Source organism: Streptomyces sp. NBC_00377, assembly GCF_036075115.1.
In the GTDB taxonomy this organism is placed as follows: domain Bacteria; phylum Actinomycetota; class Actinomycetes; order Streptomycetales; family Streptomycetaceae; genus Streptomyces.
This window is the reverse complement of record NZ_CP107958.1, coordinates 7,535,165-7,555,791: the sequence shown is the minus strand read 5'-3', so window position 1 is coordinate 7,555,791 and position 20,627 is coordinate 7,535,165. Positions and strand designations below refer to the sequence as shown.

At 72.3% G+C, this 20,627-nt stretch carries 17 protein-coding genes; 3 read left to right on the top strand and 14 right to left on the bottom strand.

Going from position 1 to position 20,627, the window contains the following annotated elements:
* Positions 1–125 precede the first annotated feature (125 nt).
* The 6 genes from OHS71_RS33590 to OHS71_RS33565 all read right to left on the bottom strand — a co-directional run bounded on the left by OHS71_RS33590 (position 126) and on the right by OHS71_RS33565 (position 6,979).
* Positions 126–1,427: an MFS transporter gene (locus OHS71_RS33590; RefSeq protein ID WP_328483077.1), complete on the bottom strand. Its 1,302-nt coding sequence runs from the start codon at positions 1,425–1,427 to the stop codon at positions 126–128.
* 106 nt (positions 1,428–1,533) lie between these two features.
* Complete coding sequence (locus OHS71_RS33585) at positions 1,534–3,012, bottom strand: HAD-IA family hydrolase (RefSeq protein ID WP_328483076.1); 1,479 nt, start codon at positions 3,010–3,012, stop codon at positions 1,534–1,536.
* A 22-nt stretch (positions 3,013–3,034) separates the two neighbouring features.
* On the bottom strand, positions 3,035–4,120 hold the full coding sequence (locus tag OHS71_RS33580; protein ID WP_328483075.1) for an ABC transporter ATP-binding protein: 1,086 nt from the start codon (positions 4,118–4,120) through the stop codon (positions 3,035–3,037).
* An 8-nt stretch (positions 4,121–4,128) separates the two neighbouring features.
* Positions 4,129–4,941 carry an ABC transporter permease gene (locus tag OHS71_RS33575; protein WP_328483074.1) on the bottom strand — a complete coding sequence of 271 codons (813 nt, stop codon included), beginning with the start codon at positions 4,939–4,941 and terminating at the stop codon, positions 4,129–4,131.
* Complete coding sequence (locus tag OHS71_RS33570) at positions 4,929–5,825, bottom strand: ABC transporter permease (protein WP_328483073.1); 897 nt, start codon at positions 5,823–5,825, stop codon at positions 4,929–4,931. The genes OHS71_RS33575 and OHS71_RS33570 overlap by 13 nt, the downstream gene beginning before the upstream one ends.
* Positions 5,822–6,979, bottom strand: a complete 1,158-nt coding sequence (locus OHS71_RS33565) for an ABC transporter substrate-binding protein (RefSeq protein ID WP_328483072.1) — start codon at positions 6,977–6,979, stop codon at positions 5,822–5,824. The genes OHS71_RS33570 and OHS71_RS33565 overlap by 4 nt, the downstream gene beginning before the upstream one ends.
* Before the next feature lie 221 nt (positions 6,980–7,200).
* On the opposite strand from OHS71_RS33565, the gene OHS71_RS33560 reads away from it, so the two are divergent.
* Positions 7,201–7,944 carry a GntR family transcriptional regulator gene (locus tag OHS71_RS33560; RefSeq protein ID WP_328483071.1) on the top strand — a complete coding sequence of 248 codons (744 nt, stop codon included), beginning with the start codon at positions 7,201–7,203 and terminating at the stop codon, positions 7,942–7,944.
* Positions 7,945–7,957: 13 nt separating this feature from the next.
* Here OHS71_RS33560 and OHS71_RS33555 read toward each other — a convergent pair whose 3' ends face one another.
* The 6 genes from OHS71_RS33555 to rpe form a co-directional block, all read right to left on the bottom strand.
* Positions 7,958–8,410 carry an Lrp/AsnC family transcriptional regulator gene (locus tag OHS71_RS33555; protein WP_328483070.1) on the bottom strand — a complete coding sequence of 151 codons (453 nt, stop codon included), beginning with the start codon at positions 8,408–8,410 and terminating at the stop codon, positions 7,958–7,960.
* 10 nt (positions 8,411–8,420) lie between these two features.
* Positions 8,421–9,896, bottom strand: a complete 1,476-nt coding sequence (locus OHS71_RS33550) for an amino acid permease (protein ID WP_328483069.1) — start codon at positions 9,894–9,896, stop codon at positions 8,421–8,423.
* 303 nt (positions 9,897–10,199) lie between these two features.
* Entirely contained in the window at positions 10,200–11,639 is a 1,440-nt protein-coding gene (locus tag OHS71_RS33545; RefSeq protein ID WP_328484724.1) for a GuaB1 family IMP dehydrogenase-related protein, read from the bottom strand.
* Positions 11,640–11,769: 130 nt separating this feature from the next.
* Entirely contained in the window at positions 11,770–12,075 is a 306-nt protein-coding gene (locus tag OHS71_RS33540; RefSeq protein WP_328483068.1) for a barstar family protein, read from the bottom strand.
* Positions 12,076–12,225: 150 nt separating this feature from the next.
* Entirely contained in the window at positions 12,226–13,269 is a 1,044-nt protein-coding gene (locus tag OHS71_RS33535) for a sugar-binding transcriptional regulator (protein WP_328483067.1), read from the bottom strand.
* 90 nt (positions 13,270–13,359) lie between these two features.
* A complete protein-coding gene (gene rpe, locus OHS71_RS33530) occupies positions 13,360–14,046 on the bottom strand; it encodes a ribulose-phosphate 3-epimerase (RefSeq protein WP_328483066.1) in 687 nt (228 codons plus the stop codon).
* Between the two features lie 161 nt (positions 14,047–14,207).
* On the opposite strand from rpe, the gene OHS71_RS33525 reads away from it, so the two are divergent.
* Together OHS71_RS33525 and argG are read left to right on the top strand one after the other, a co-directional pair.
* A complete protein-coding gene (locus OHS71_RS33525; RefSeq protein WP_328483065.1) occupies positions 14,208–16,364 on the top strand; it encodes an MMPL family transporter in 2,157 nt (718 codons plus the stop codon).
* Positions 16,365–16,406: 42 nt separating this feature from the next.
* Positions 16,407–17,861 (top strand): argininosuccinate synthase, encoded by a 1,455-nt coding sequence (argG, locus tag OHS71_RS33520; RefSeq protein WP_328483064.1) that lies wholly within the window; start codon positions 16,407–16,409, stop codon positions 17,859–17,861.
* A 129-nt stretch (positions 17,862–17,990) separates the two neighbouring features.
* On the opposite strand, the gene OHS71_RS33515 is transcribed toward argG, so the two are convergent.
* Entirely contained in the window at positions 17,991–19,418 is a 1,428-nt protein-coding gene (locus OHS71_RS33515; RefSeq protein WP_328483063.1) for an RsmB/NOP family class I SAM-dependent RNA methyltransferase, read from the bottom strand.
* A 126-nt stretch (positions 19,419–19,544) separates the two neighbouring features.
* Positions 19,545–20,477 carry a methionyl-tRNA formyltransferase gene (gene fmt / locus OHS71_RS33510; RefSeq protein ID WP_328483062.1) on the bottom strand — a complete coding sequence of 311 codons (933 nt, stop codon included), beginning with the start codon at positions 20,475–20,477 and terminating at the stop codon, positions 19,545–19,547.
* Between the last annotated feature and the right edge of the window lie 150 nt (positions 20,478–20,627).

Genomic DNA, 20,627 nt, shown 5'->3' with positions numbered 1-20,627 from the left:
CGGTGCGGCGGCGATTCGTTGCGCGCCCTCCCCGCCGCCTCTTCTCCGGGCCGCCGTCGGGCGTCAGCCCCCGTGCTCCCCCGGCTCACCCTCAGGCGCCTGCCCCCTGCTCCCCCGGCTCACCCTCAGGCGCCTGCCTCCTGCTCCCCCGGCTCACCCTCAGGCGCCTGCCCCCTGCTCCGCCGGCCGATCACCAGGGCCGTGAGCAGGTACGGCACCGCGCACAGGGCGAACACGGTGCCGTGCGCGAAGCCGGCCCCGAGGACGCCGTAGGCGCCGTACACAACGATGGTCACCAGCTCGGTGCCCAGCCCCGCGAGGGAGGTGAGGGTGGCCCGGGCGGTGCCCTCGATGCGCTGCTGGAGCCGGACGTCGGCCAGGACGGTCGCCGCCTGGAAGCCGCCGAAGGCGAGGGCGACGAGGGCGATGCCGGCCGGCGCCCCCGTCAGCGCACCGGCGGCCAGGGCGAGCGCGGCGCCCGCGAGGAGCGCGGCGAGGCCGGTGCGGCCGAGGCGCTCGGCCGCACCGGCCAGCAGGCTTCCGGCCGTGACACCGGCCCAGATCACCATGAGCAGGTAGGGAACGGCGGTGTCCGGTGCCCCGGTCTCCCTGACCAGGAGCGGGGTGTACTCGTCGAGTGCTCCCCACACGGACGTGACGGCGGGGACCAGCAGCAGTGCGCCGAGAAGGGGACGCTCCCGGCGGAGTCCGGAGAGGCCGGAGAGGCCCAGGCGCCCGTACAGCCGGGTGAGTCCGGCGGCCCCTGGGGTCCCGCCGCGCCGCCCGTCGGCCTTGTTACCGTCGCCGCCCTCGCCGTCGGCACCGCCGTGGCTCGCTCCACCGCCACCACCGCAGCCGTCACCCGCGCCACCGCCGTCGCTCTCGCCCTCGGCGTCGCTCTCGGCGTCGCTCTCGGCCACGGCCGCGGTCCGGTGCTCCGGGAAGCGGGTCGCCGTCACGGCGCAGAGCAGACACGCCAGCACGCTGGCCGTACCGACGGCCGGGTAGCCGCCGACCGCGAAGACCGGTCCGGCCAGGCCCGTCGCCGTCATCACGGCCAGCTGGCCCACCGCGTGCGCGCGCCCCATGGTCCGGGCGTACCGGTCGGCGGCCCCGGCCCGGTCCAGCTCCTCGTAGACGAGCGCCTCCAGCGCGCCGGAGCCCAGCGCGCCGCGGGCGCCCCACAGGACGAAGCCGGCCGCGAAGGCCCAGTACGACGGGAACAGCACCCACAGGGCGAAGCCGGCCGCGCCCAACAACGGGCCGGTCCACAGCAGCAGCCGCCGGGAGACGGCGTCCGCCCAGACGCCTGTGGGGACCTCCAGCAGGACGCCGGTGAGCGACCACAGGACGAAGAGGGAGGAGATCTGCCCGACGGACAGGCCGCTGTCCGCGAACAGCAGCGCGTACACCGGGTAGAGCAGCACGAACTCGTCGAGGAACGCGTACGCGTACAGCGTGGCGGTCAGTCGACGGACGTCGGAGCCGGTCGTGGATCAATGTCGCCAGGTCATGTCACCGATGGTAGACAGTTCACGCCCCGGCGCCCACCGGTTTACCGCCGACCGCCGAGGGGGTGAGCGCGAAGGTGGTGATCACCGCGGCGTGGTCGGAGGGCCAGTCGTTGTCCTCGACGTCCGGCCACGGCCGGGGGCTGCCGCTCACGTGAGTCCGCGAGTCGAGCACCCTGAGGCCCCGGTGGAGCACGAAGTCGATCCGGTCCTGCGGTTCGGGGCGGCCGCTGCCGTCCTCGTGCTCGGCGTGCACCGGGGACCAGGTGTGACCGGGCTCCCGCACGGGGTCGGGATGCGCCTCGCGGTAGGAGTCGGCGAAGCCCGCCTCCTCGGCGGCCCTCGTCACCGGCCACCCGGCGTCCGCCCGGTCCAGATGCGAGGGGCAGTTGAAGTCGCCGACCAGGACGACGGGCACGTCCGGGCTCTCCCCGATCCGGTGCAGCGCGTCCCTCAGCCGCGCGAGCCGCCCCTCCTCGTGGGCGGTCAGGGCGTCCGTGGCGAGCCCGTCGAAGGCCGCCTCGTAGGGCCCGTACGGCGCACAGTCCAGGTGGGCCGTCCATACGTCCACCTCGCCGCCGCCGACCCGGACGCGGACGCCCGCCGCACCGTAGAAGCCCACGTCCGGGTCGCCGAGGGCGGCCGTGACCGGGTGGCGGCTGAGGACGCCGAGGTTCTCCCCGGCCCGGTGGTGGTGCCAGCCGAGGGCTTCGGCGAGCTCCTCGGCGGCGGTGCCGTACGTCTCCTGGAGGCCGACCACGTCCACGTCGGTCTCGGTGAGGATCTTGAGCTGCTTGGCCCGGTGGTCGCGGACCTTCGTGCCGCCGTGCCAGAGGTTCCAGGTCATGACGCGGAGCCGGTGGGGCAGCAGGGAGCGCAGCCGCTCGGGGGTGATGCCCGTGAGGCCGGGCACGACCGTCCGGCCGGGCGCCTGCCCGATCGGCGCGAGCGACGGCACCGCCAGCACCGCGCAGCCGGCCGCCTCGGCCGAGGCCACCCCGGTCTCGGTGTCCTCGACGGCCACACAGGCCGCCGGGTGCACGCCCAGGGCGCGGCAGGCGGCGAGATAGGGGTCGGGGGCGGGCTTGGTGTGCTCGGTGTCGTCGGCGGTGACGGTGACGGCGAACCGGCCCGCGCCGAGCGCGTCGAGCACGAGGTCGGCGACCGCCCGGGGCGAGGCCGTCACCAGAGCCGTCGGCACGCCCTCCCGGGCCAGGGCGTCCAGCAGCGCGAGGGCGCCGGGGCGCGGCACGATCCCGGCGCGGACGCGGTCCGCGAACTCACGGTGCAGCGCCTCGGCGAGGACCGGTGCGGGCCGGCCGGTGCCGGTGGCGAGCCAGCCGGCGGTGTGCTCGACGGGACGGCCGAGCACTTCCGGCCGGTCCGCCTCGGTGAGGGTCCGTCCTGCGACCCGTTCCACCGCCTCCCACCACAGCCGCTCGGTGTCGACGAGCGTGCCGTCCATGTCGAACAGGACGGCCTGGAGCGGGAGTCGGGTCACGGTTGCCTCTTTCGATGGGGGATCAGGAAGCACGTTCGGCCACGAGCACCGGGCGGTCCGGCAGCGACACGGTGACCGCGGCGCCCGCGGCGAGCGGGGCGGCCTCGTGGGCGGGCAGGTCGGCCTTCACCTCGGTGCCGTCGGCGAGCCGGACGGTGACGCGGACGGCCGAGCCCAGGAAGGAGGTGGCGACCACGCGCGCGTCGCCGCCGTCGTCGGCCCGCACCCGCACGGCCTCCGGCCGCACCAGCGCGTCCACCTCGGTCGTGGCCGGGACCCGGCCGTCGACGGGCAGCCGGCGCCCCAGCACCTCGACGGTGCCGCCGTCCAGCCGTCCAGGGATCCGGCTCGTCGTGCCCACGAACTCGGCGACGAAGGCCGTAACGGGTCTGCCGTACAACTCGGCGGGGGCGGCGCACTGTTCGAGCCGTCCGGCGTGCATCACGGCGACCCGGTCCGCCATGGACAGCGCCTCCTCCTGGTCATGGGTGACGAACAGGGTGGTGATGCCGAGCTCCTGCTGGAGCCGCCGGATCTCCTCGCGCAGGGTCAGCCGCACCTTGGCGTCGAGCGCGGAGAGCGGCTCGTCCAGGAGCAGGACCCGCGGGCGCAGGGCCAGGGCGCGGGCCAGCGCGACGCGCTGCTGCTGACCGCCGGAGAGCTGGTGCGGAAACCGCGCGCCCTTGTCGGCGAGACCCACCAGCTCCAGCAACTCCGCCGCTCGCGCCCGCCGTTGAACGGTGCGCACCTTGCGCATGCGCAGTCCGAAGGCCACGTTGTCGAGCGCGTCGAGGTGCGGGAAGAGACTGTACGACTGGAACACCATCCCCGCGTCCCGGCGGTGGGCCGGGACCCGGGTGACGTCCTCGCCGTCGACCAGCACCGCACCGGAGTCGGGGTGTTCGAACCCGGCGAGCATCCGCAGCGCGGTGGTCTTGCCGCATCCGGAGGGGCCCAGCAGGGCGAGGAGTTCACCGGGCCGGACGGTGAGGTCGAGGCCGTCGAGGGCAACGGTCGGCCCGAACTCCCGGCACAGTCCGCGGAATTCGACGGTCGCCGCCTTCGTCCGCGTCGTCGTGGCTGCCGCTGTGGCTTCGGTGCTTGGCACGGTCATGTTCATCCCCGGGAAGTAGGACGGGTGCGTCCGCCGAATCCGGCGAGGACGAGGAGCAGCAGCCAGGTCACGAGCAGGCTGAGCACGGACACGGCGACGGACAGCTGGGCCTGCGAGCCGCTGATGTTCACGATCCAGACGGCGAAGGGCTGGAAGCCGAGCAGCTGGGCGACGGTGAACTCGCCGAGCACGAGGGCCAGGGTGAGGCAGGAGGCGTTGAGCAGCGCGCCCCGCAGGTTGGGCAGGACGGCCCCGGCCAGCGCCTGCGGCCAGCCGGCTCCGCAGCTGCGCGCGGCCTCGACGAGGGTGCGTACGTCGACGGAGCGCAGCCCCGCGTCCAGGGCGCGGTACACGAACGGCAGCGCCATCACGACGTACGCCAGGACGAGGACGACGGGGAAGCCGGGGTCCTGGATCGCCACGAACGTCTCGAACAGCGGGGTGCGCGAGAGATGCTCGGGTCCCCACTTGAGCACCGTCCCGATGCCGGCGACGAACGCGATCGGCGGCACCACCAGCGGCAGCGAGCAGACCACCTCGACGACCGGCCGCAGCCGCGGCGAGCCCAGCCGCAGCGCCACCATGGCGGGGACCATCAGCAGCAGGACGACGACGATGGTGGCGGCGGCCAGCTCCAGCGAGAGCAGCAGGCTCGCCCCGAAGCCGGGGGTGGAGAAGATCCGGGTGTAGGCGTCGAAGGTGACGCCCTGCCCGGGCACGTCGACGGTGAAGACGACCGACGCGGCCAGGGGCACCAGGAAGTACAGTCCGGCGAGGCCGAGGACACCCCACCGCCACAGGTTCAGGCGAGCCATCGGGCGCTCCGTCGTTGCAGGGGCAGGTAGACGGCCATGACCAGTCCGGCGACCAGGACCATGTCGAGGCTGAGGGCGAGCGCCACGTTCTCCTGTCCGACGAGGACGTTGCCGGAGATGGCGTCGGCTATCTGAAGGGTGACCAGGGGGATCGAGCTGCCCACCATGGCGGCGGCGGTGGCGTACGCGGCGAAGGCGCTGCCGAAGAGGAGCACGAGTCCGCCGAGGAGCGAGGGCAGCAGGACGGGCAGGGCGACGTGCCGCCAGTACTGCGCGGGGGTCGCGCCGTTGTTCTGCGCCGCCTCGCGCCACTGGGTGCGCAGGCCCTCCAGGGCGGGGGTGATGGTGAGCACCATCAGCGGGATCAGGAAGTACAGGTAGACGATCACCAGTCCCCAGAAGCTGTACAGGTCCCAGCCGTGGTCGGTGAGACCGAAGTGCCGGGTCAGCACACCGGCGTTGCCGAGCGTGGCGACGAAGGCGAACGCCAGCGGGACGCCGCCGAAGTTGGCCAGCACTCCGGAGGCGGTGAGCACGGCCTCGCGCAGCGCGCGGAAGCGGGAGGTCACCACGGCCTGGGCCAGCGGCAGGCCCAGCAGCGCCCCCAGTCCCGCCGACACGGCGGACAGCTTCACGCTGCCGAGCAGGGCCGTGAGATACGCGCCCCGCAGCGAGGCCGTCAGGTTGTCGACCGTGTACGAGGTGGCGCCCGTGGCCGGGTCCTTGGCGGTGAAGGCGCCGTCGAGCATCGCTGCGGCGGGCAGCCCGAAGGCGAGCGCGGTGAAGGCGAGCAGCGGGACGACGGCGACCCAGCCGAGGGACCGGCGCCGCCGCTTCGCCTCGGCGGCGGTCGCCGTGTCGACCCGTACGGCGGTGGTGGTCATCCGGAGACGGCCTTGGCCCAGCCCTGCCCGAGGACCGTCTTGGCCTTGCTCTGCTGGGCCTCGGTCGGGAAGGACGGCGTCCCGGAGACCTCGGGCAGCTTGGCCGCGGCCGTCTTGTCCAGGGTGCCGGCCTTCTCCATGGCGGTCATGAGGGCGGGACGGGCGTACCCCTTGAGCCACAGGTTCTGGCCCTCGGCGCTGTAGAGGTACTCCTGCCACAGACGGGCCGTCGCCGGGTGCGGGGCGTCCTTGTTGATCGCCTGGGAGTAGTACTGGGAGAACTGGCCGTCGGCGGGTACCGACACCTTCCAGTCGACGCCCTTGGACTTGAACTCGTCGGCGTATCCGGCGTTGAGGTAGTCCCAGTCGATGCTGATGGGCGTCTCGCCCTTCTCGACGGTGGCCGGGGTCGACTCGACGGGCGTGTAGTTGCCGTTCTTCTTCAGCTTGGCGAAGAAGTCGAGGCCGGGCTGGATGTCGTCGAAGGAGCCGCCGCTCGCGAGGGCGGCCGCGTAGACGCCGCCGAAGGCCGAACCGGACTTGGTGGGGTTGCCGTTGAGGGCGACCTGGCCCTTGTACTGCGGCTTCAGCAGGTCCGCGAAGGTCGTCGGGCAGGTCTTGACGCGCTTTGCGTCGCAGCCGATGGAGATGTAGCCGCCGTAGTCGTTGTACCAGCGGGCCTGCGCGTCCTTCTGGCCGGCGGCTATGTCGGCGAAGGAGGCCACCTTGTAGGGGGCGAGCAGCCCCTGCTGTGCCGCGCTCAGCGCGAAGGAGCTTCCGAGGTCGAGGACGTCGGGCGCGCGGTCCTGGCCCTTGCGGGAGGTGACGGCGTTGATCTCGTCCTGGCTGGAGCCGTCGGGGTTCTCGACCGCGACCTTGATGCCGTACTTCTTCTGGAACCCGTCGATGAGGGCGCCGTAGTTGGCCCAGTCGCGCGGCAGCGCGATGGCGTTCAGCGTGCCCTCCTTCTTCGCCGCCTTCACCAGGGCGTCGAGGCCGCCGAGGTCGGCGGCGGAGGTGGCGGTGGCGGCGCTCTTGCCGTCGGCGGAGGCTGCGGTGGTGTCGGGGGCGGCGCCACAGGCGCTCAGGGCGAGTGCGGCGAGGGCGGCGAGGACACCACCACGGACGGCGGTTCTCGGCAGGGGCACGGTCACGGCTTCTCCAGGGGACGCGCGAGAATGCAGGAGACGAGGCGAGATGAGACGAACTTGTCTGAACAAGTTGGCCTCAGTACGCACGCCGCTGATGTCCCCTGGGTAAACACCGGCGAAACCCTCAGCCCTGATTTCACACACAGTTGCGACTGCCGCCGAGTGGCTCCCCAGGTCGACTAGGCTGGTCAAGCTGTGTACAGCCGTCGACGCAGAGGGGAAGCATGGCCGCGCGACACGAGGAGATCGCCGACGAGCTGCGCCGGGCGATCGGCCGGGAGGAGTACGCGGTCGGTGCGCGACTGCCCGCCGAGACCGACCTCGCGGCCCGTTACGGCGTCTCGCGCGGCACGGTCCGTCAGGCGGTGGCGGCGCTGACCGCCGAGGGACTGATCGGCTCCCGCCAGGGGGCCCGCCGGGTGGTCCTGGCCAGCCGCCGCAGCCAGAGCTTCGCCGAGCTGCGCAGCTTCGCCCAGTGGGCGCGCGCGGCAGGCCGCGAGGCGAGCGGCGAGGTGGTCGCCCAGGAGTACCGCCCGGCCACCGCCGAGGACGCCGTGCACCTCCAACTACGCGAAGGGACACCCGTGTTGCACGTCCTGCGACTGCGCGGCCTGGACGGCGAGCCGGTGCTCCTGGAGCGGACCGTGTACGCGGACTGGATCTCCCCGGCCGTCGAGTCGATCGAGGCGGACTGCCCCTCCGTGACCCAGCGTCTCCTCGACGACACCGGTCTGGTCTTCGCCTACGGCGAGCACGTCATCGACGCGGTGGCGGCGGGCGCCCGGGACGCGGAACTCCTCGGCGTCCGGCGCACGAGTCCCCTGCTGCGCGTCCGCCGGGTCACGACGACCCGCGAAGGCCGCCCGGTCGAGTGGTCGGACGACCGCTACCGCTCGGACGCGGTCAGCTTCAGCGTGCACAACTCGATAGGCAACAACGCACTGGCGCGCCGCGAGGCGACCGAGTAGGCCCTGAGCCGGCTCAGGTCGGAGAGCCCGCGGAGAAGCGGCGCAGCAGCGGCGACAGCACCAGCACGGACTTCGTCCGTTCCACGAACGGCTCCCCCGCGATGCGCTCGAGCACCCGCTCGAAGTGGCGCATGTCGGCGGCGAAGACCTGGGCGACGGCGTCCGCCTCCCCGGTGACCGTGGACGCGGCCACGACCTCCTGGTAGCGCTCCAGGCCCCGCTGGATGGTCTCCGGGGAGGTGTTGCGCCGGCAGTAGATCTCGACGAACCCCTCGGTCTCCCAGCCGAGGGCCGCCGGGTCGACCCGTACGGTGAAGCCGGTGATGGCCCCGGTGGCCCGCAGCCGGTCCACGCGCCGCTTCACGGCGGGCGCGGACAGGCCGACCAGGTGCCCGATGTCCGCGAAGGAGCGGCGGGCGTCCTCGGCGAGGGCGTGCACGATGCGTTCGTCGAGATCGTTCAGCACAGTGGGTTGATCACTTCTCAGATGGTGCGGGCGCTGCGAGACGGGAGCGGCGGTGGCCGTAGAGGAAGTAGAACACGAGCCCCACCGCCATCCAGACCCCGAAGACCACCCAGGTGACGGCCGAAAGGCTGCCCATCATCCAGACGCAGAAGGCGAGACCCAGGGCCGGCAGCACCGGCGAGAGCGGCACCCGGAAGGTGCGGGGCATGTCCGGACGGGTCCGGCGCAGCACCACGACCGCGATGTTGACCAGCCCGAACGCGAACAGGGTGCCGATGCTGGTGGCGTCCGCCAGCTGGCCCAACGGGATCGCCGCGGCCAGCACACCGCAGAACAGCGACACGATCACCGTGTTCACGCGGGGCGTACCGGTCCTCGGGTGGACCCGGGAGAACACCTTGGGCACCAGCCCGTCCCGGGACATCGCGAAGAGGATGCGGGTCTGGCCGTACAGCACGGTCAGGACGACGCTCGCGATGGCGATGACCGCGCACAGGGCGAGGAGCGTGCCCCAGAAGGACTGGCCGGTCACCTCGCGCATGATCTGCGCGAGCGCGGCCTCGGAGTCGCCGAACCGCTGCCAGGGCTCGGCGCCCACGGCGACGGCTGCGACGAGGACGTACAGCGCCGTCACGATGCCGAGCGACAGCATGATCGCGCGGGGCAGGTCACGCTGCGCGTTCTTCGCCTCCTCACCGGCGGTGGAGGCCGCGTCGAAGCCGATGTACGAGAAGAACAGCGTGGCCCCGGCCGCGCTGACGCCCGCCATGCCGAGCGGCATGAAGTGGGCGTAGTTCCCGGAGCGGAAGCCCTGGACGCCGATGGCGCAGAACAGCACCAGCGCGGCGATCTTCACGGCCACCATGACGGTGTTGGCGCGCGCCGACTCCCGGGCGCCGCCGAGCAGGAAGGCCATGGCGAGCAGGACGACGATCAGGGCCGGCAGGTTGAAGATGCCACTGTCCCCCGGCGGCGCCGACAGCGCGTCCGGGATGGTCACACCGATGGTGCCGTCGAGGAGCTCGTTGAGGTACTCGCCCCAGCCGACGGCCACGGCGGCGACCGACACGCCGTACTCGAGGACCAGGCACCAGCCGCAGATCCAGGCGATAAGTTCGCCCATCGTCGCGTATGCGTACGAGTACGAGGAGCCGGCGACCGGGATGGTGCCCGCCAGTTCGGCGTAGGAGAGCGCCGAGAAGAGCGCCGTGAACCCGGCGATCACGAAGGAGAGGGTGACGGCGGGACCGGCTTTGGGGACCGCCTCGCCGAGGACGACGAAGATGCCGGTCCCGAGGGTGGCGCCGATGCTGATCATCGTGAGCTGCCACAGGCCCAGAGAGCGCCTGAGGGACCCGCCCTCGCCCTGGCCGCCCTCGGCGACCAGGTGTTCCACAGGTTTGCGCCGCATGAGGCGCGCGAGGACCCCCGGGGACGCGGGGCCGGTCCGACTGCGCTGTTGCGGGGGTGCGCCTTGATCGAGCACGCGCTGACTCCTTCGTCGCTGCCTCTCGGCGCGACAGGGACCGGCGGCGCACCTGCGCGAACAGGGACACCCACCGAGCGGGGTCCCCGCCACGCCACGTACAGCGCACGACCCTATGAGCAGGGCCGTCGCGCTTGTAATGCTGCAACCTTGCGCACACACGCAAGAACGTTGCGTTCATCGCAGCAGGCTGCACATTCGTTGCAGGCCGGCTGTACGCGCCCCGGCAGGGGTGCGGGAACCCGCGCGACCAGCCATGGCGGACCCGCATCCGACACCCGGCATACGGCCCGACCGGCGGAGCTACCAGCTCGCGTGCAGCGGCTTGCCCTCCGCATAGCCGGCCGCGCTCTGGATGCCCACGACGGCCTTCTCGGCGAACTCCTCGAGGGAGCCCGCGCCCGCGTACGTGCAGGAGGAGCGGACGCCCGCGATGACCGAGTCGATCAGGTCCTCGACGCCCGGGCGGGCCGGGTCGAGGAACATGCGGGAGGTGGAGATGCCCTCCTCGAACAGCGCCTTGCGGGCACGGTCGTACGCCGACTCGTCGGAGGTGCGGTTGGCGACGGCGCGCGCGGACGCCATGCCGAACGACTCCTTGTACAGGCGGCCGCCCGCGTCCTGCTGGAGGTCGCCCGGAGACTCGTAGGTGCCCGCGAACCACGACCCGATCATCACGTTGGACGCACCGGCGGCCAGCGCCATGGCGACGTCGCGGGGGTGGCGGACACCGCCGTCGGCCCACACGTGCTTGCCGTACTTCTTCGCCTCGGCCGCGCACTCCAGGACGGCCGAGAACTGCGGCCGGCCGACGCCGGTCATCATCCGGGTGGTGCACATGGCGCCCGGTCCGACACCGACCTTGATGATGTCGGCGCCCGCTTCGATCAGGTCCTTGACGCCCTCGGCCGACACGATGTTCCCGGCGACGATCGGCACCTGCGGGTCGAGCGCGCGCACGGTCCGGATCGCGCTGATCATCGACTCCTGGTGGCCGTGCGCGGTGTCGATGACGAGCGTGTCCACGCCCGCGTCGAGCAGTTGCTTGGCCTTGCCCGCGACATCGCCGTTGATGCCGACGGCCGCGGCCACGCGCAGCCTGCCCCCGGCGTCGACGGCCGGCGTGTACAGGGTGGCGCGCAGGGCGCCCTTGCGGGTCAGGATGCCGGCGAGCTTGCCGTCCCCGTCGACGGCGGGTGCGTAGCGCCGGTTGGCCCCGTCGAGGATGTTGAACGCCTCGCGCGGGTCGATGCCGGCGTCCAGGAGCAGCAGGTCGCGGGACATGACGACCTCGAGCTGCGTGAAGCGGTCGACGCCGCTGAGGTCCGCGTCGGTCACGACACCGACGGGGCGGAACTCGTCGTCGACGACGACACCGGCGTTGTGCGCACGCTTGGGCAGCAGGGCCAGGGCGTCGGCGACGGTCTGGTGGGGGGCGAGCACGATCGGGGTGTCCAGCACCAGATGGCGGCTCTTGACCCAGCTGATGACGTCGGTGACGACGTCGATCGGAATGTCCTGCGGAATCACCACCAGCCCACCGCGCCGGGCCATGGTCTCGGCCATCCGGCGGCCGGCGACGGCGGTCATGTTGGCGACGACCAGCGGGATCGTGGTTCCCGTGCCGTCCGGGGCGCCGAGGTCCACGGCCTGACGCGAGCCGACCGCGCTGCGGCTCGGCACCATGAAGACGTCGTCGTAGGTGAGGTCGTGGGCGGGCTGGATGTCGTTGAGGAAACGCACGTGCTGCACATCCCGGTCGATCAGAGGTGACCCCCTGACAGGTCAGCCAGGGGGAGAAGCACGTACTTCATTGTCCCACGACGGCCGTCGTGCGGTGCCCGGACGGAACGTCCAAGCAGCTCAGGGGGGCTTAGGAGGATCCTCCGAGGGCGAGCAGCACGGAGAGCGCCGGTGTCCGGTCCGCCGCCTGCGCGAACACGTCCTGGGCGATCTCCCACTCCTGCGGCCGCGCCTCGGCGTACGGCCGCCAGTTGCGTACGACGATCTGGAGACCGCCGTCCCCGGGAGGTGCGGGGAGGTCGGTGAGGCTGTCGGCGAGAGCGTCCCAGTTGCGGCCGAAGTGGCCGGGGAGACCGAGGGCCTCGGCGCAGCGGTCCATCAGGGCGGACTTGTCACTCACCCCGTCCAGATCCAGCGTGACCACGAACTGCGTCATCTCGGCACCGCCCGGCACATGTCGTAGTGATCATGGATGTGGTGGCTCCCGCCGCCCTGCCCCGGCTGGAAAGCACGCGGGGGACGAACCGCGGCAGCATGCGTCGATGCTGTCACGGCCGTCCCCTCATGGCCTGCGGCCGGGGTCCGGTCAGATCCCGTCGGGGTCCGTCCGGTTGAGGGCGGACTTCGGCGCCGGTCCGGCCGTCATCAGGAAGTCGGCCGCGGAGGTGTCCGTCACCAGGCTGGTGACGAGCCCGGACCGCAGCACCGCGTCGATCGCGGCCGCCTTGCGCTGACCGCCCGCTATCGCGACGACCTCGGGGATCCGGCGCAGCTGGTCGGCCTTGACGGTGATGCACCGCTCCCCGAGGTCGCGTCCGACCCGGCGGCCCTCGGCGTCGAAGAGGTGCGCGGACATCTCGGCGGCGACCCCGAGCGAGGCGTAGTGCGCCCGCTCCTCGTCGCTGAGCATGTCGTGCACCGTCGAGATGCCCGGCTCCCAGGAGCCGATGGAGACGCAGGCGACCGTGACCTTGTCGAAGTACTCGAAGGCCCGGGCGATCCCGGTCTGGTGGCGCAGCGCCATCGCGGTGGCCGCGTCCGGCAGCAGCATCGGCGCGTAGATGGGGTGCGCGTCACCGCCGGACACCTGGGCGGCGCGGCGGACTGCCTCGACCGAGCCGCGCTCCGCGGTCCCGGCGTCGTAGACACCCGTCAGCTGCACCACCGTGCACGGCGGCAGCCGGTCCAGCGCCGCCGCCATGTGAATGGTGGACCGGCCCCAGGCCAGTCCCAGTACGTCCCCCTCGTCCACCAGTTCGCCGAGCAGGTCGGCGGCCACTTCCCCCAGGTTCTCGGGGTCCGTGGTCTCCTCGGCCTCGGCCGGGGACTCGACCACGACGGCGTGCCTGAGGCCGTAACGGGCACGGAGCGCGTCGGAGCGCTCCGCGTCCAGTTCGGCCGGCACGCGGATCTCGATCCGTACGAGATCCCGTTCGAGGGCGGTCTCCAGGACCCGGGCCACTTTGAAGCGGCTGACGCCGAACTCCTCCGCGATCTGGATCTTGGATTTGCCCTCGAGGTAGAAGCGGCGGGCCATGGCCGCCGCCTGCACCAGCTCAGCGGGTCCCATCCGCATGGCTGACCGGCCCGCCGACATACCCGACACGGCGATCTCCTCACTGCTGTTCACACTCTGGATACGCCGTTCATCCTCGCAGATCCGGCGCTGTTGATCAGCTCTGATGGGAGCCGTTCACATTCCTGTCGGTAAGTGGTTGGTTCAGTGTTCACAACCCCAGGTGGCTCCGGCGGTCGCGGCCTCCGCCTGAGCCCGCAGGCCACGGACCGCCGCAGCCGGGTCGTCCGCCCCGTACACCGCCGAACCCGCCACGAACACGTCCGCGCCCGCCTCGGCGCAGCGCTCGATCGTCGAGGCCGAGACCCCGCCGTCGATCTGGAGCCAGAGGTCCAGGCCGTGCTTGCTGATCAACTCGCGAGTGCGGCGGATCTTGGGCAGCATGATGTCGAGGAAGGCCTGACCCCCGAATCCGGGCTCGACGGTCATGATCAGCAGCATGTCGAGCTCGGGCAGCAGGTCCTCGTACGGCTCGATGGGCGTGGCAGGCCTGAGCGCCATGGAGGCACGGGCGCCCTTGGCCCGGATCTCGCGGGCCAGTCGTACGGGCGCGGCGGCCGCCTCGACGTGGAAGGTGACGGACGAGGCACCCGCCTCGACGTACTGCGGGGCCCAGCGATCGGGGGCCTCGATCATCAGATGGCAGTCCAGCGGAGTGTCCGTCGCACGGGCCAGTGACTCTACGACCGGCACACCGAGCGTGAGGTTCGGGACGAAATGGTTGTCCATGACGTCGACGTGGAGCCAGTCGGCTCCGGCGACCGCCTGCGCCTCGTCCGCGAGGCGGGAGAAGTCGGCGGACAGGATGCTGGGGTTGATCTGCACGGCCATGCCCCAAGCCTGCCATGCCCTCCGGGGGTTGCGGGCATCGGTCCCACGGCGGGAACGTGGTTGGCCGCCGGCGGACCGGCCGTGGCTGATCGCTCGGTTCCCCGCGCCCCTCGGAGGGTGCGACCGTACACGGCGGCGACAGACCGGCCCAGGGGGTATTCATGGCTGCGCATCGCGGTATCGCACACCTGGTCTGCGGACGGCGGGCCAAGTGGCTCGTGCTGGCGCTGTGGGTGGTGCTGCTGTTCCTGACGGCGCCCTTCGCCTCGAAGCTCACCGGCGCCCAGGACAACGACGCGTCCTCGTGGCTTCCGGGGTCGGCGGAGTCCACCCAGGTACTGGAGATCTCGCAGGACTTCAGGCCCGAGCAGATCCCCGCGGTCGTCGTCTACGCCCGTGACGGGGGCCTGACCGCCGGGGACCGGGCGCGGATCGCCGAGGACGCGGCCCAGCTCCGACAGCTCACCGACCACGGCATCCGCGGCGCCGAGACCCGCGGCCCGGTCTACGACCGTCCGGCCGGTCCCCGGGCCGCCCAGATCTATGTGCCGATCACCATGGACGAGAAGGGCTGGGAACGCATCGCCCCGGCCGTCGACTCGATCCGCGCCGTCGTCGACGACGGCCCCGACGGCCTGGCCGTGCACATCACCGGACCCGGCGGCACCTCCGCGGACTTCTCCGACGCCTTCGAGGGCATCGACTCGACCCTGCTGCTGGCGGCGATGGGGGTGGTCGTCGTCATGCTCCTGATCACCTACCGCAGTCCGACCCTGCTGGTCGTCCCGGTGCTCGCCGTGGTGGCCGCCCTGTTCACCGCGCAGGCCCTGATCTACTTCCTGGCCCAGCACGCGGGCCTGACGGTGAACGGTCAGAGCGCCGGCATCCTCACGGTGCTCGTGTTCGGCGCGGGCACGGACTACGCCCTGCTGCTGGTGGCCCGTTACCGGGAGGAGCTGCGCCGGCACGAGGACCGGCACGAGGCGATGGCCCGGGCGCTCCACCGCGCGGGCCCCGCGGTGCTCGCCTCCGGTGCCACCGTCGTCCTGAGCATGTTGATGCTGCTGGCCGCCGAGATGAACTCCACGCGCGGCCTGGGCCCGGTGGCGGCCATCGGCGTGGCGGTGGCGCTGCTCGCAATGATGACCCTGTTCCCCGCCCTGCTGGTGATCTGCGGTCGCTGGATCTTCTGGCCGGTGATCCCGCACTTCGCCTCCCCGGACCCGACCGAGCGCGGTGTCTGGGCCCGCACGGGCCGCAGCATCGCCCGCCGCCCGCGCCTGGTCTGGGCCGTCACGACGCTGGTCCTGGCGGTCTGCTCCCTCGGCCTGATCCAGTTGCGCGCCGAGGGCATCTCCAACGCCGACGCCTTCACCGGGAAACCCGACTCGATCACGGGCCAGGAGGTGTCGGAGAAGTACTTCCCGGCGGGCAGCGGCGATCCGCTGGTCGTCATCAGCGACGAGGCCAGGGCCGGGCAGGTGAAGCTCGTCGTCGCGCGGACGGAGGGCGTCGTGCCGACGTCCCTCACTCTGCCCCCGGGTACCGCACCGGTCCACGACGGCAAGGTGCTGTTCGAGGCCACGATGACCGCCCCGTCCGACAGCGAGGCGGCGAAGCGGACCGTCGAGCGGGTCCGGGACGCGGTGCACGAGGTGCCCCGGGCCGACGCACAGGTGGGCGGCGGCACGGCCGCGCTGCTCGACATGGAGAAGGCGACCACCCACGACAACCGGCTGATCATCCCGCTGGTCCTGGCCGTGGTCCTGCTCATCCTCTGCGCACTGCTGCGCGCCGTGATCGCCCCGCTGCTGCTGGTCGGGACGGTGATCCTGTCCTTCACCGCGGCCCTGGGGCTCAGCGCGCTGGCGTTCCGGCACGTCTTCGACTACGCCGGAGAGTCGACGGACTTCCCGCTGTTCGTCTTCGTCTTCCTGGTGGCCCTCGGCATCGACTACAACATCTTCCTGACCACCCGGATCCGCGAGGAGGCCGCCCACCAGGGCACGCGCAGGGGTGTGGTGACCGGCCTCTCGGCGACCGGTGCGGTGATCACCTCGGCGGGGCTGGTCCTGGCCGGCACCTTCGCGGCCCTCGCCAGCCTGCCCATGGTCGCCTTCGCCGAGATCGGCTTCGCGGTGGCCCTGGGCGTCCTGCTGGACACCTTCGTCGTACGGTCGGTGCTGGTCACCTCACTGTTCCTCGACATCGGACCGAAGATCTGGTGGCCGCACCGGTTGTCCCGGGAAGGCCACCCGGCCCCGCCGAAGGACCCCGTGCAGGACCCCGCGCAGTCCGCGAAGAGCAGGGAGACCTGAAAGCCCTTTGCATGACCATGCGAGTTCATGCATAATCTTCCTATGTCCAAGGTCCTCACCTCCCTTCCCGCCGGCGAGCGCGTCGGCATCGCCTTCTCCGGCGGGCTCGACACCTCGGTCGCGGTCGCGTGGATGCGCGACAAGGGCGCCGTCCCGTGCACCTACACCGCCGACATCGGTCAGTACGACGAGCCCGACATCGCCTCGGTGCCCGGCCGGGCGAAGACCTACGGCGCGGAGATCGCGCGCCTGGTCGACTGCCGCGCCGCACTGGTCGAAGAGGGCCTGGCCGCACTCACCTGCGGGGCGTTCCACATCCGCTCGGGCGGGCGTGCCTACTTCAACACCACGCCGCTGGGCCGTGCCGTCACCGGCACCCTCCTGGTCCGCGCGATGCTCGAGGACAACGTCCAGATCTGGGGCGACGGCTCGACCTTCAAGGGCAACGACATCGAGCGGTTCTACCGCTACGGCCTGCTGGCCAACCCGCACCTGCGGATCTACAAGCCCTGGCTGGACGCGGACTTCGTGACCGAGCTCGGCGGGCGCAAGGAAATGTCGGAGTGGCTCGTCGCCCACGACCTGCCCTACCGGGACAGCACGGAGAAGGCGTACTCCACCGACGCCAACATCTGGGGCGCCACCCACGAGGCCAAGACCCTGGAGCACCTGGACACCGGCATCGAGACCGTCGAGCCCATCATGGGCGTGCGGTTCTGGGACCCGTCGGTCGAGATCGCCACCGAGGACGTGACGATCGGCTTCGACCAGGGCCGCCCGGTGACGATCGACGGCAAGGAGTTCGCCACCCCCGTCGATCTGGTGATGGAGGCCAACGCCATCGGCGGCCGCCACGGCCTGGGCATGTCGGACCAGATCGAGAACCGCATCATCGAGGCCAAGAGCCGCGGCATCTACGAGGCGCCCGGCATGGCCCTGCTGCACGCGGCATACGAGCGGCTGGTCAACGCGATCCACAACGAGGACACCGTCGCCCAGTACCACAACGAGGGACGGCGGCTGGGCCGGCTGATGTACGAGGGCCGCTGGCTGGACCCGCAGGCGCTGATGATCCGGGAGTCGCTCCAGCGCTGGGTCGGCGCGGCCGTCACCGGCGAGGTGACGCTGCGGCTGCGGCGCGGCGAGGACTACTCGATCCTGAACACCGCGGGCCCGGCCTTCAGCTACCACCCGGACAAGCTGTCCATGGAGCGCACCGAGGACTCCGCGTTCGGCCCGGTGGACCGGATCGGCCAGCTCACCATGCGCAACCTCGACATCGCCGACTCGCGCGCCAAGCTGGAGCAGTACGCCGGGCTCGGTCTGATCGGCGGCGGCAGCCCTTCGATCGGCGCCGCCCAGGCGGCCGCGACCGGCCTCATCGGCACCATGACGGAGCTGCCCGAGGGCGGCGCCGAGGCCATCGCCTCCCGCGGCGAGGTCTCGGACGACGACCAGCTGCTGGACCGCGCCGCGATGGAGTTCGGCACGGACTGACCCCGGCAGGGCGCCCACCCGTGAAGGAGGCCGGCCGCACGCCGCAGGGCGTGCGGCCGGCCTCCTTCACGCACCGCGCCGGCACACCTCGCCGGTGCCTCGCCGGTGGGCCTGGAACCCGCGCCCGTCTCAGCCGGTCTTCCTGATCAGCGCCAGGTACATGGCGTCGGTCCCGTGCAGATGCGGCCACAGCTGGACGTCGGGCCCGTCGCCCAGCTCCGGTACGTCCGGCAGCAGGGGCCGCGCGTCGATCAGCTCGGCCTGCGGGTACTGCTTGAGGACGTCGGAGACGACGGCCCGGGTCTCGGCGAGATGCGGCGAGCAGGTGGCGTACCCGACGACGCCCCCGACCCGCACGGACTCCAGCGCGCTGCGCAGCAGCCCGCGCTGGAGCGGGCCGAACCCGTCGAGATCCTCCGGACGGCGCCGCCAGCGCGCCTCGGGCCTGCGCCGCAGGGCGCCGAGCCCCGTGCACGGCACGTCCATCAGCACCCGGTCGAACGAGCCGGGCCGCCACGGCGGCCGCGTCCCGTCGGCGGCGATGACCTGGTAGGGCCCGGGGTTGCCGGCCAGCGCCTTGGCGACCAGCCCCGCGCGGTGCGGCTGCTTCTCGGAGGCGAGCAGCGCGGCCCCCCGCCCGGCGGCGAGCGCGGCGAGCAGCGCGGCCTTGCCACCGGGTCCGGCGCACCCGTCGAGCCACAACGCGTCGGACCCGTCCAGCGGCGCGTTGGCCAGCGCGAGCGCCACGAGCTGGCTGCCCTCGTCCTGCACACCCGCACGCCCGTCCCGGACGGCGTCGATGGCCCCCGGCTCACCCCCCTCGGTGAGCCGCACCGCGTAGGGCGACCAGCGCCCGGCGACCGCCGCCTCCTCGCGGAGCAGTTCCTCGGTGGTGGCCCGGCCGGGCCGGGCCACGAGCGTCACCTCGGGTCGCTCGTTGTCCGCCGCCAGCAGGTCCTCGATACCCGCCCGCCCGCCGCCGAGGGAGTCCCACAGCGCGGAGACGACCCAGCGCGGATGCGAGTGCACCACGGCGAGATGGTCCTCGGGATCGTCGTCGTAGGGCGGGGCGACCTTGTCGATCCATTCGTCGAGGTCGTGCGCCGCGACCTTGCGCAGGACCGCGTTGACGAACTTGGCCCGCCCGTCGCCCAGCACGACCCGGGCCAGATCGACCGTGGCGGACACGGCCGCGTGGGTCGGGATGCGCGTCCCGAGCAGCTGGTGCGCGCCGAGGCTCAGCACGTCGAGAACCGGCGGATCGACCTCACGCAGCGGCCGGTCGACACACGCGGAGATGACGGCGTCGTACGTCCCCTGCCGGCGCAGTGTGCCGTAGACGAGCTCGGTGGCGAGGGCCGCGTCCCGTCCGTCGAACTTGTCGGGTCCCTCCTTCTCGCGTGCCTTGCGCAGCAGCGGCGGCAGCACGAGGTTGGCGTACGCGTCCCGCTCGTCCACGGCTCGCAGCGCCTCGAAGGCGAGGAGGCGGACGGGGTCCTTCTGGGGCCGCCGGTAGGGCTTGCCCGGCTTGCGGGATCGGTGGGGCTGGTCGCTCACGAAAAGGTGCTCCGGATTGCAGGAGGGAAGATGCGCTCAGGGTACGTCGGAGGGCACGCCGGGCGGGGATCACGGGACGGCAGGACGGATCGCCTCGCCGGCCGTGCGGGGGCCTGTGCAGGAGCGTTACGCCCCGACCCTCTCGCCGTCCCCGATGCGCACGCCCCGCGCCCAGTCCGCGGCCCGCATCGGCTTCTTGCCCTGCGCCTGCACCCACAGCAGTTCGACCGCGTACGAGCCGGTGCCGACGTGCACGCTGTTCTTGCCGACGAGCAGCGCGCCCGGCGCGAGATCGGTCCGCTCGGGAACCGGCCGGACCTGGATCAGCTTGAGCCGCTCCCCGCGGAAAGCGGTCCAGGCGCCGGGGGCGGGGGTGCAGCCGCGCACGACGCGGTCGACCCGCAGGGCGGGGGTCGCCCAGTCGATCCGGGCGTCCTCGACGGTGATCTTCGGCGCGAGGGTGACCCCCTCGCCCGGCTGCGGCACGGCCTGGAGAGTGCCGTCCTCGATCCCGTCCATGGTCGCCGCGAGCAGCCCGCTGCCGGCGAAGGCCAGCCGGGTGAGCAGGTCACCACTGGTGTCGGTGGGCCGGATCTCCTCGGTGACCGTCCCGTAGACAGGCCCCGAGTCGAGCCCCTCCTCGATGAGGAAGGTGGACGCGCCGGTGATCTCGTCCCCCGCCATGATCGAGTGCTGCACGGGAGCCGCCCCGCGCCAGGCGGGCAGCAGCGAGAAGTGCAGGTTGACCCAGCCACGGGCCGGGACGTCCAGCGCCACCCGGGGCAGCAGCGCCCCGTAGGCCACGACGGGGCAGCAGTCGGGCGCGATCTCCCGCAACCGCTCGAGGAACTCCGGGTCCCGGGGCTTGGCGGGCCTCAGCACCTCGATGCCCGCCTCCTCGGCGCGCTGAGCGACGGGCGAGGCGACCAGCCTGCGGCCCCGCCCGGCCGGCGCGTCCGGCCGCGTGACGACGGCGGCCACCTCGTGGCGCCCTGAGGCGATCAGAGCGTCCAGAGCGGGAACGGCGACCTCGGGGGTACCGGCGAAGACGAGCTTCATGAGTGGGCGGGGCCTCTCGGGCGGGACGGACGACGGGCAACGCACAAGTTTAGGACGACGGGCACAAGGGCCGCCGATACCGTACGGCGGCCGCGCACCCCCACCGCCGGGGGGCGTACGCACATACCCATACGCCCCCACACCGTGACC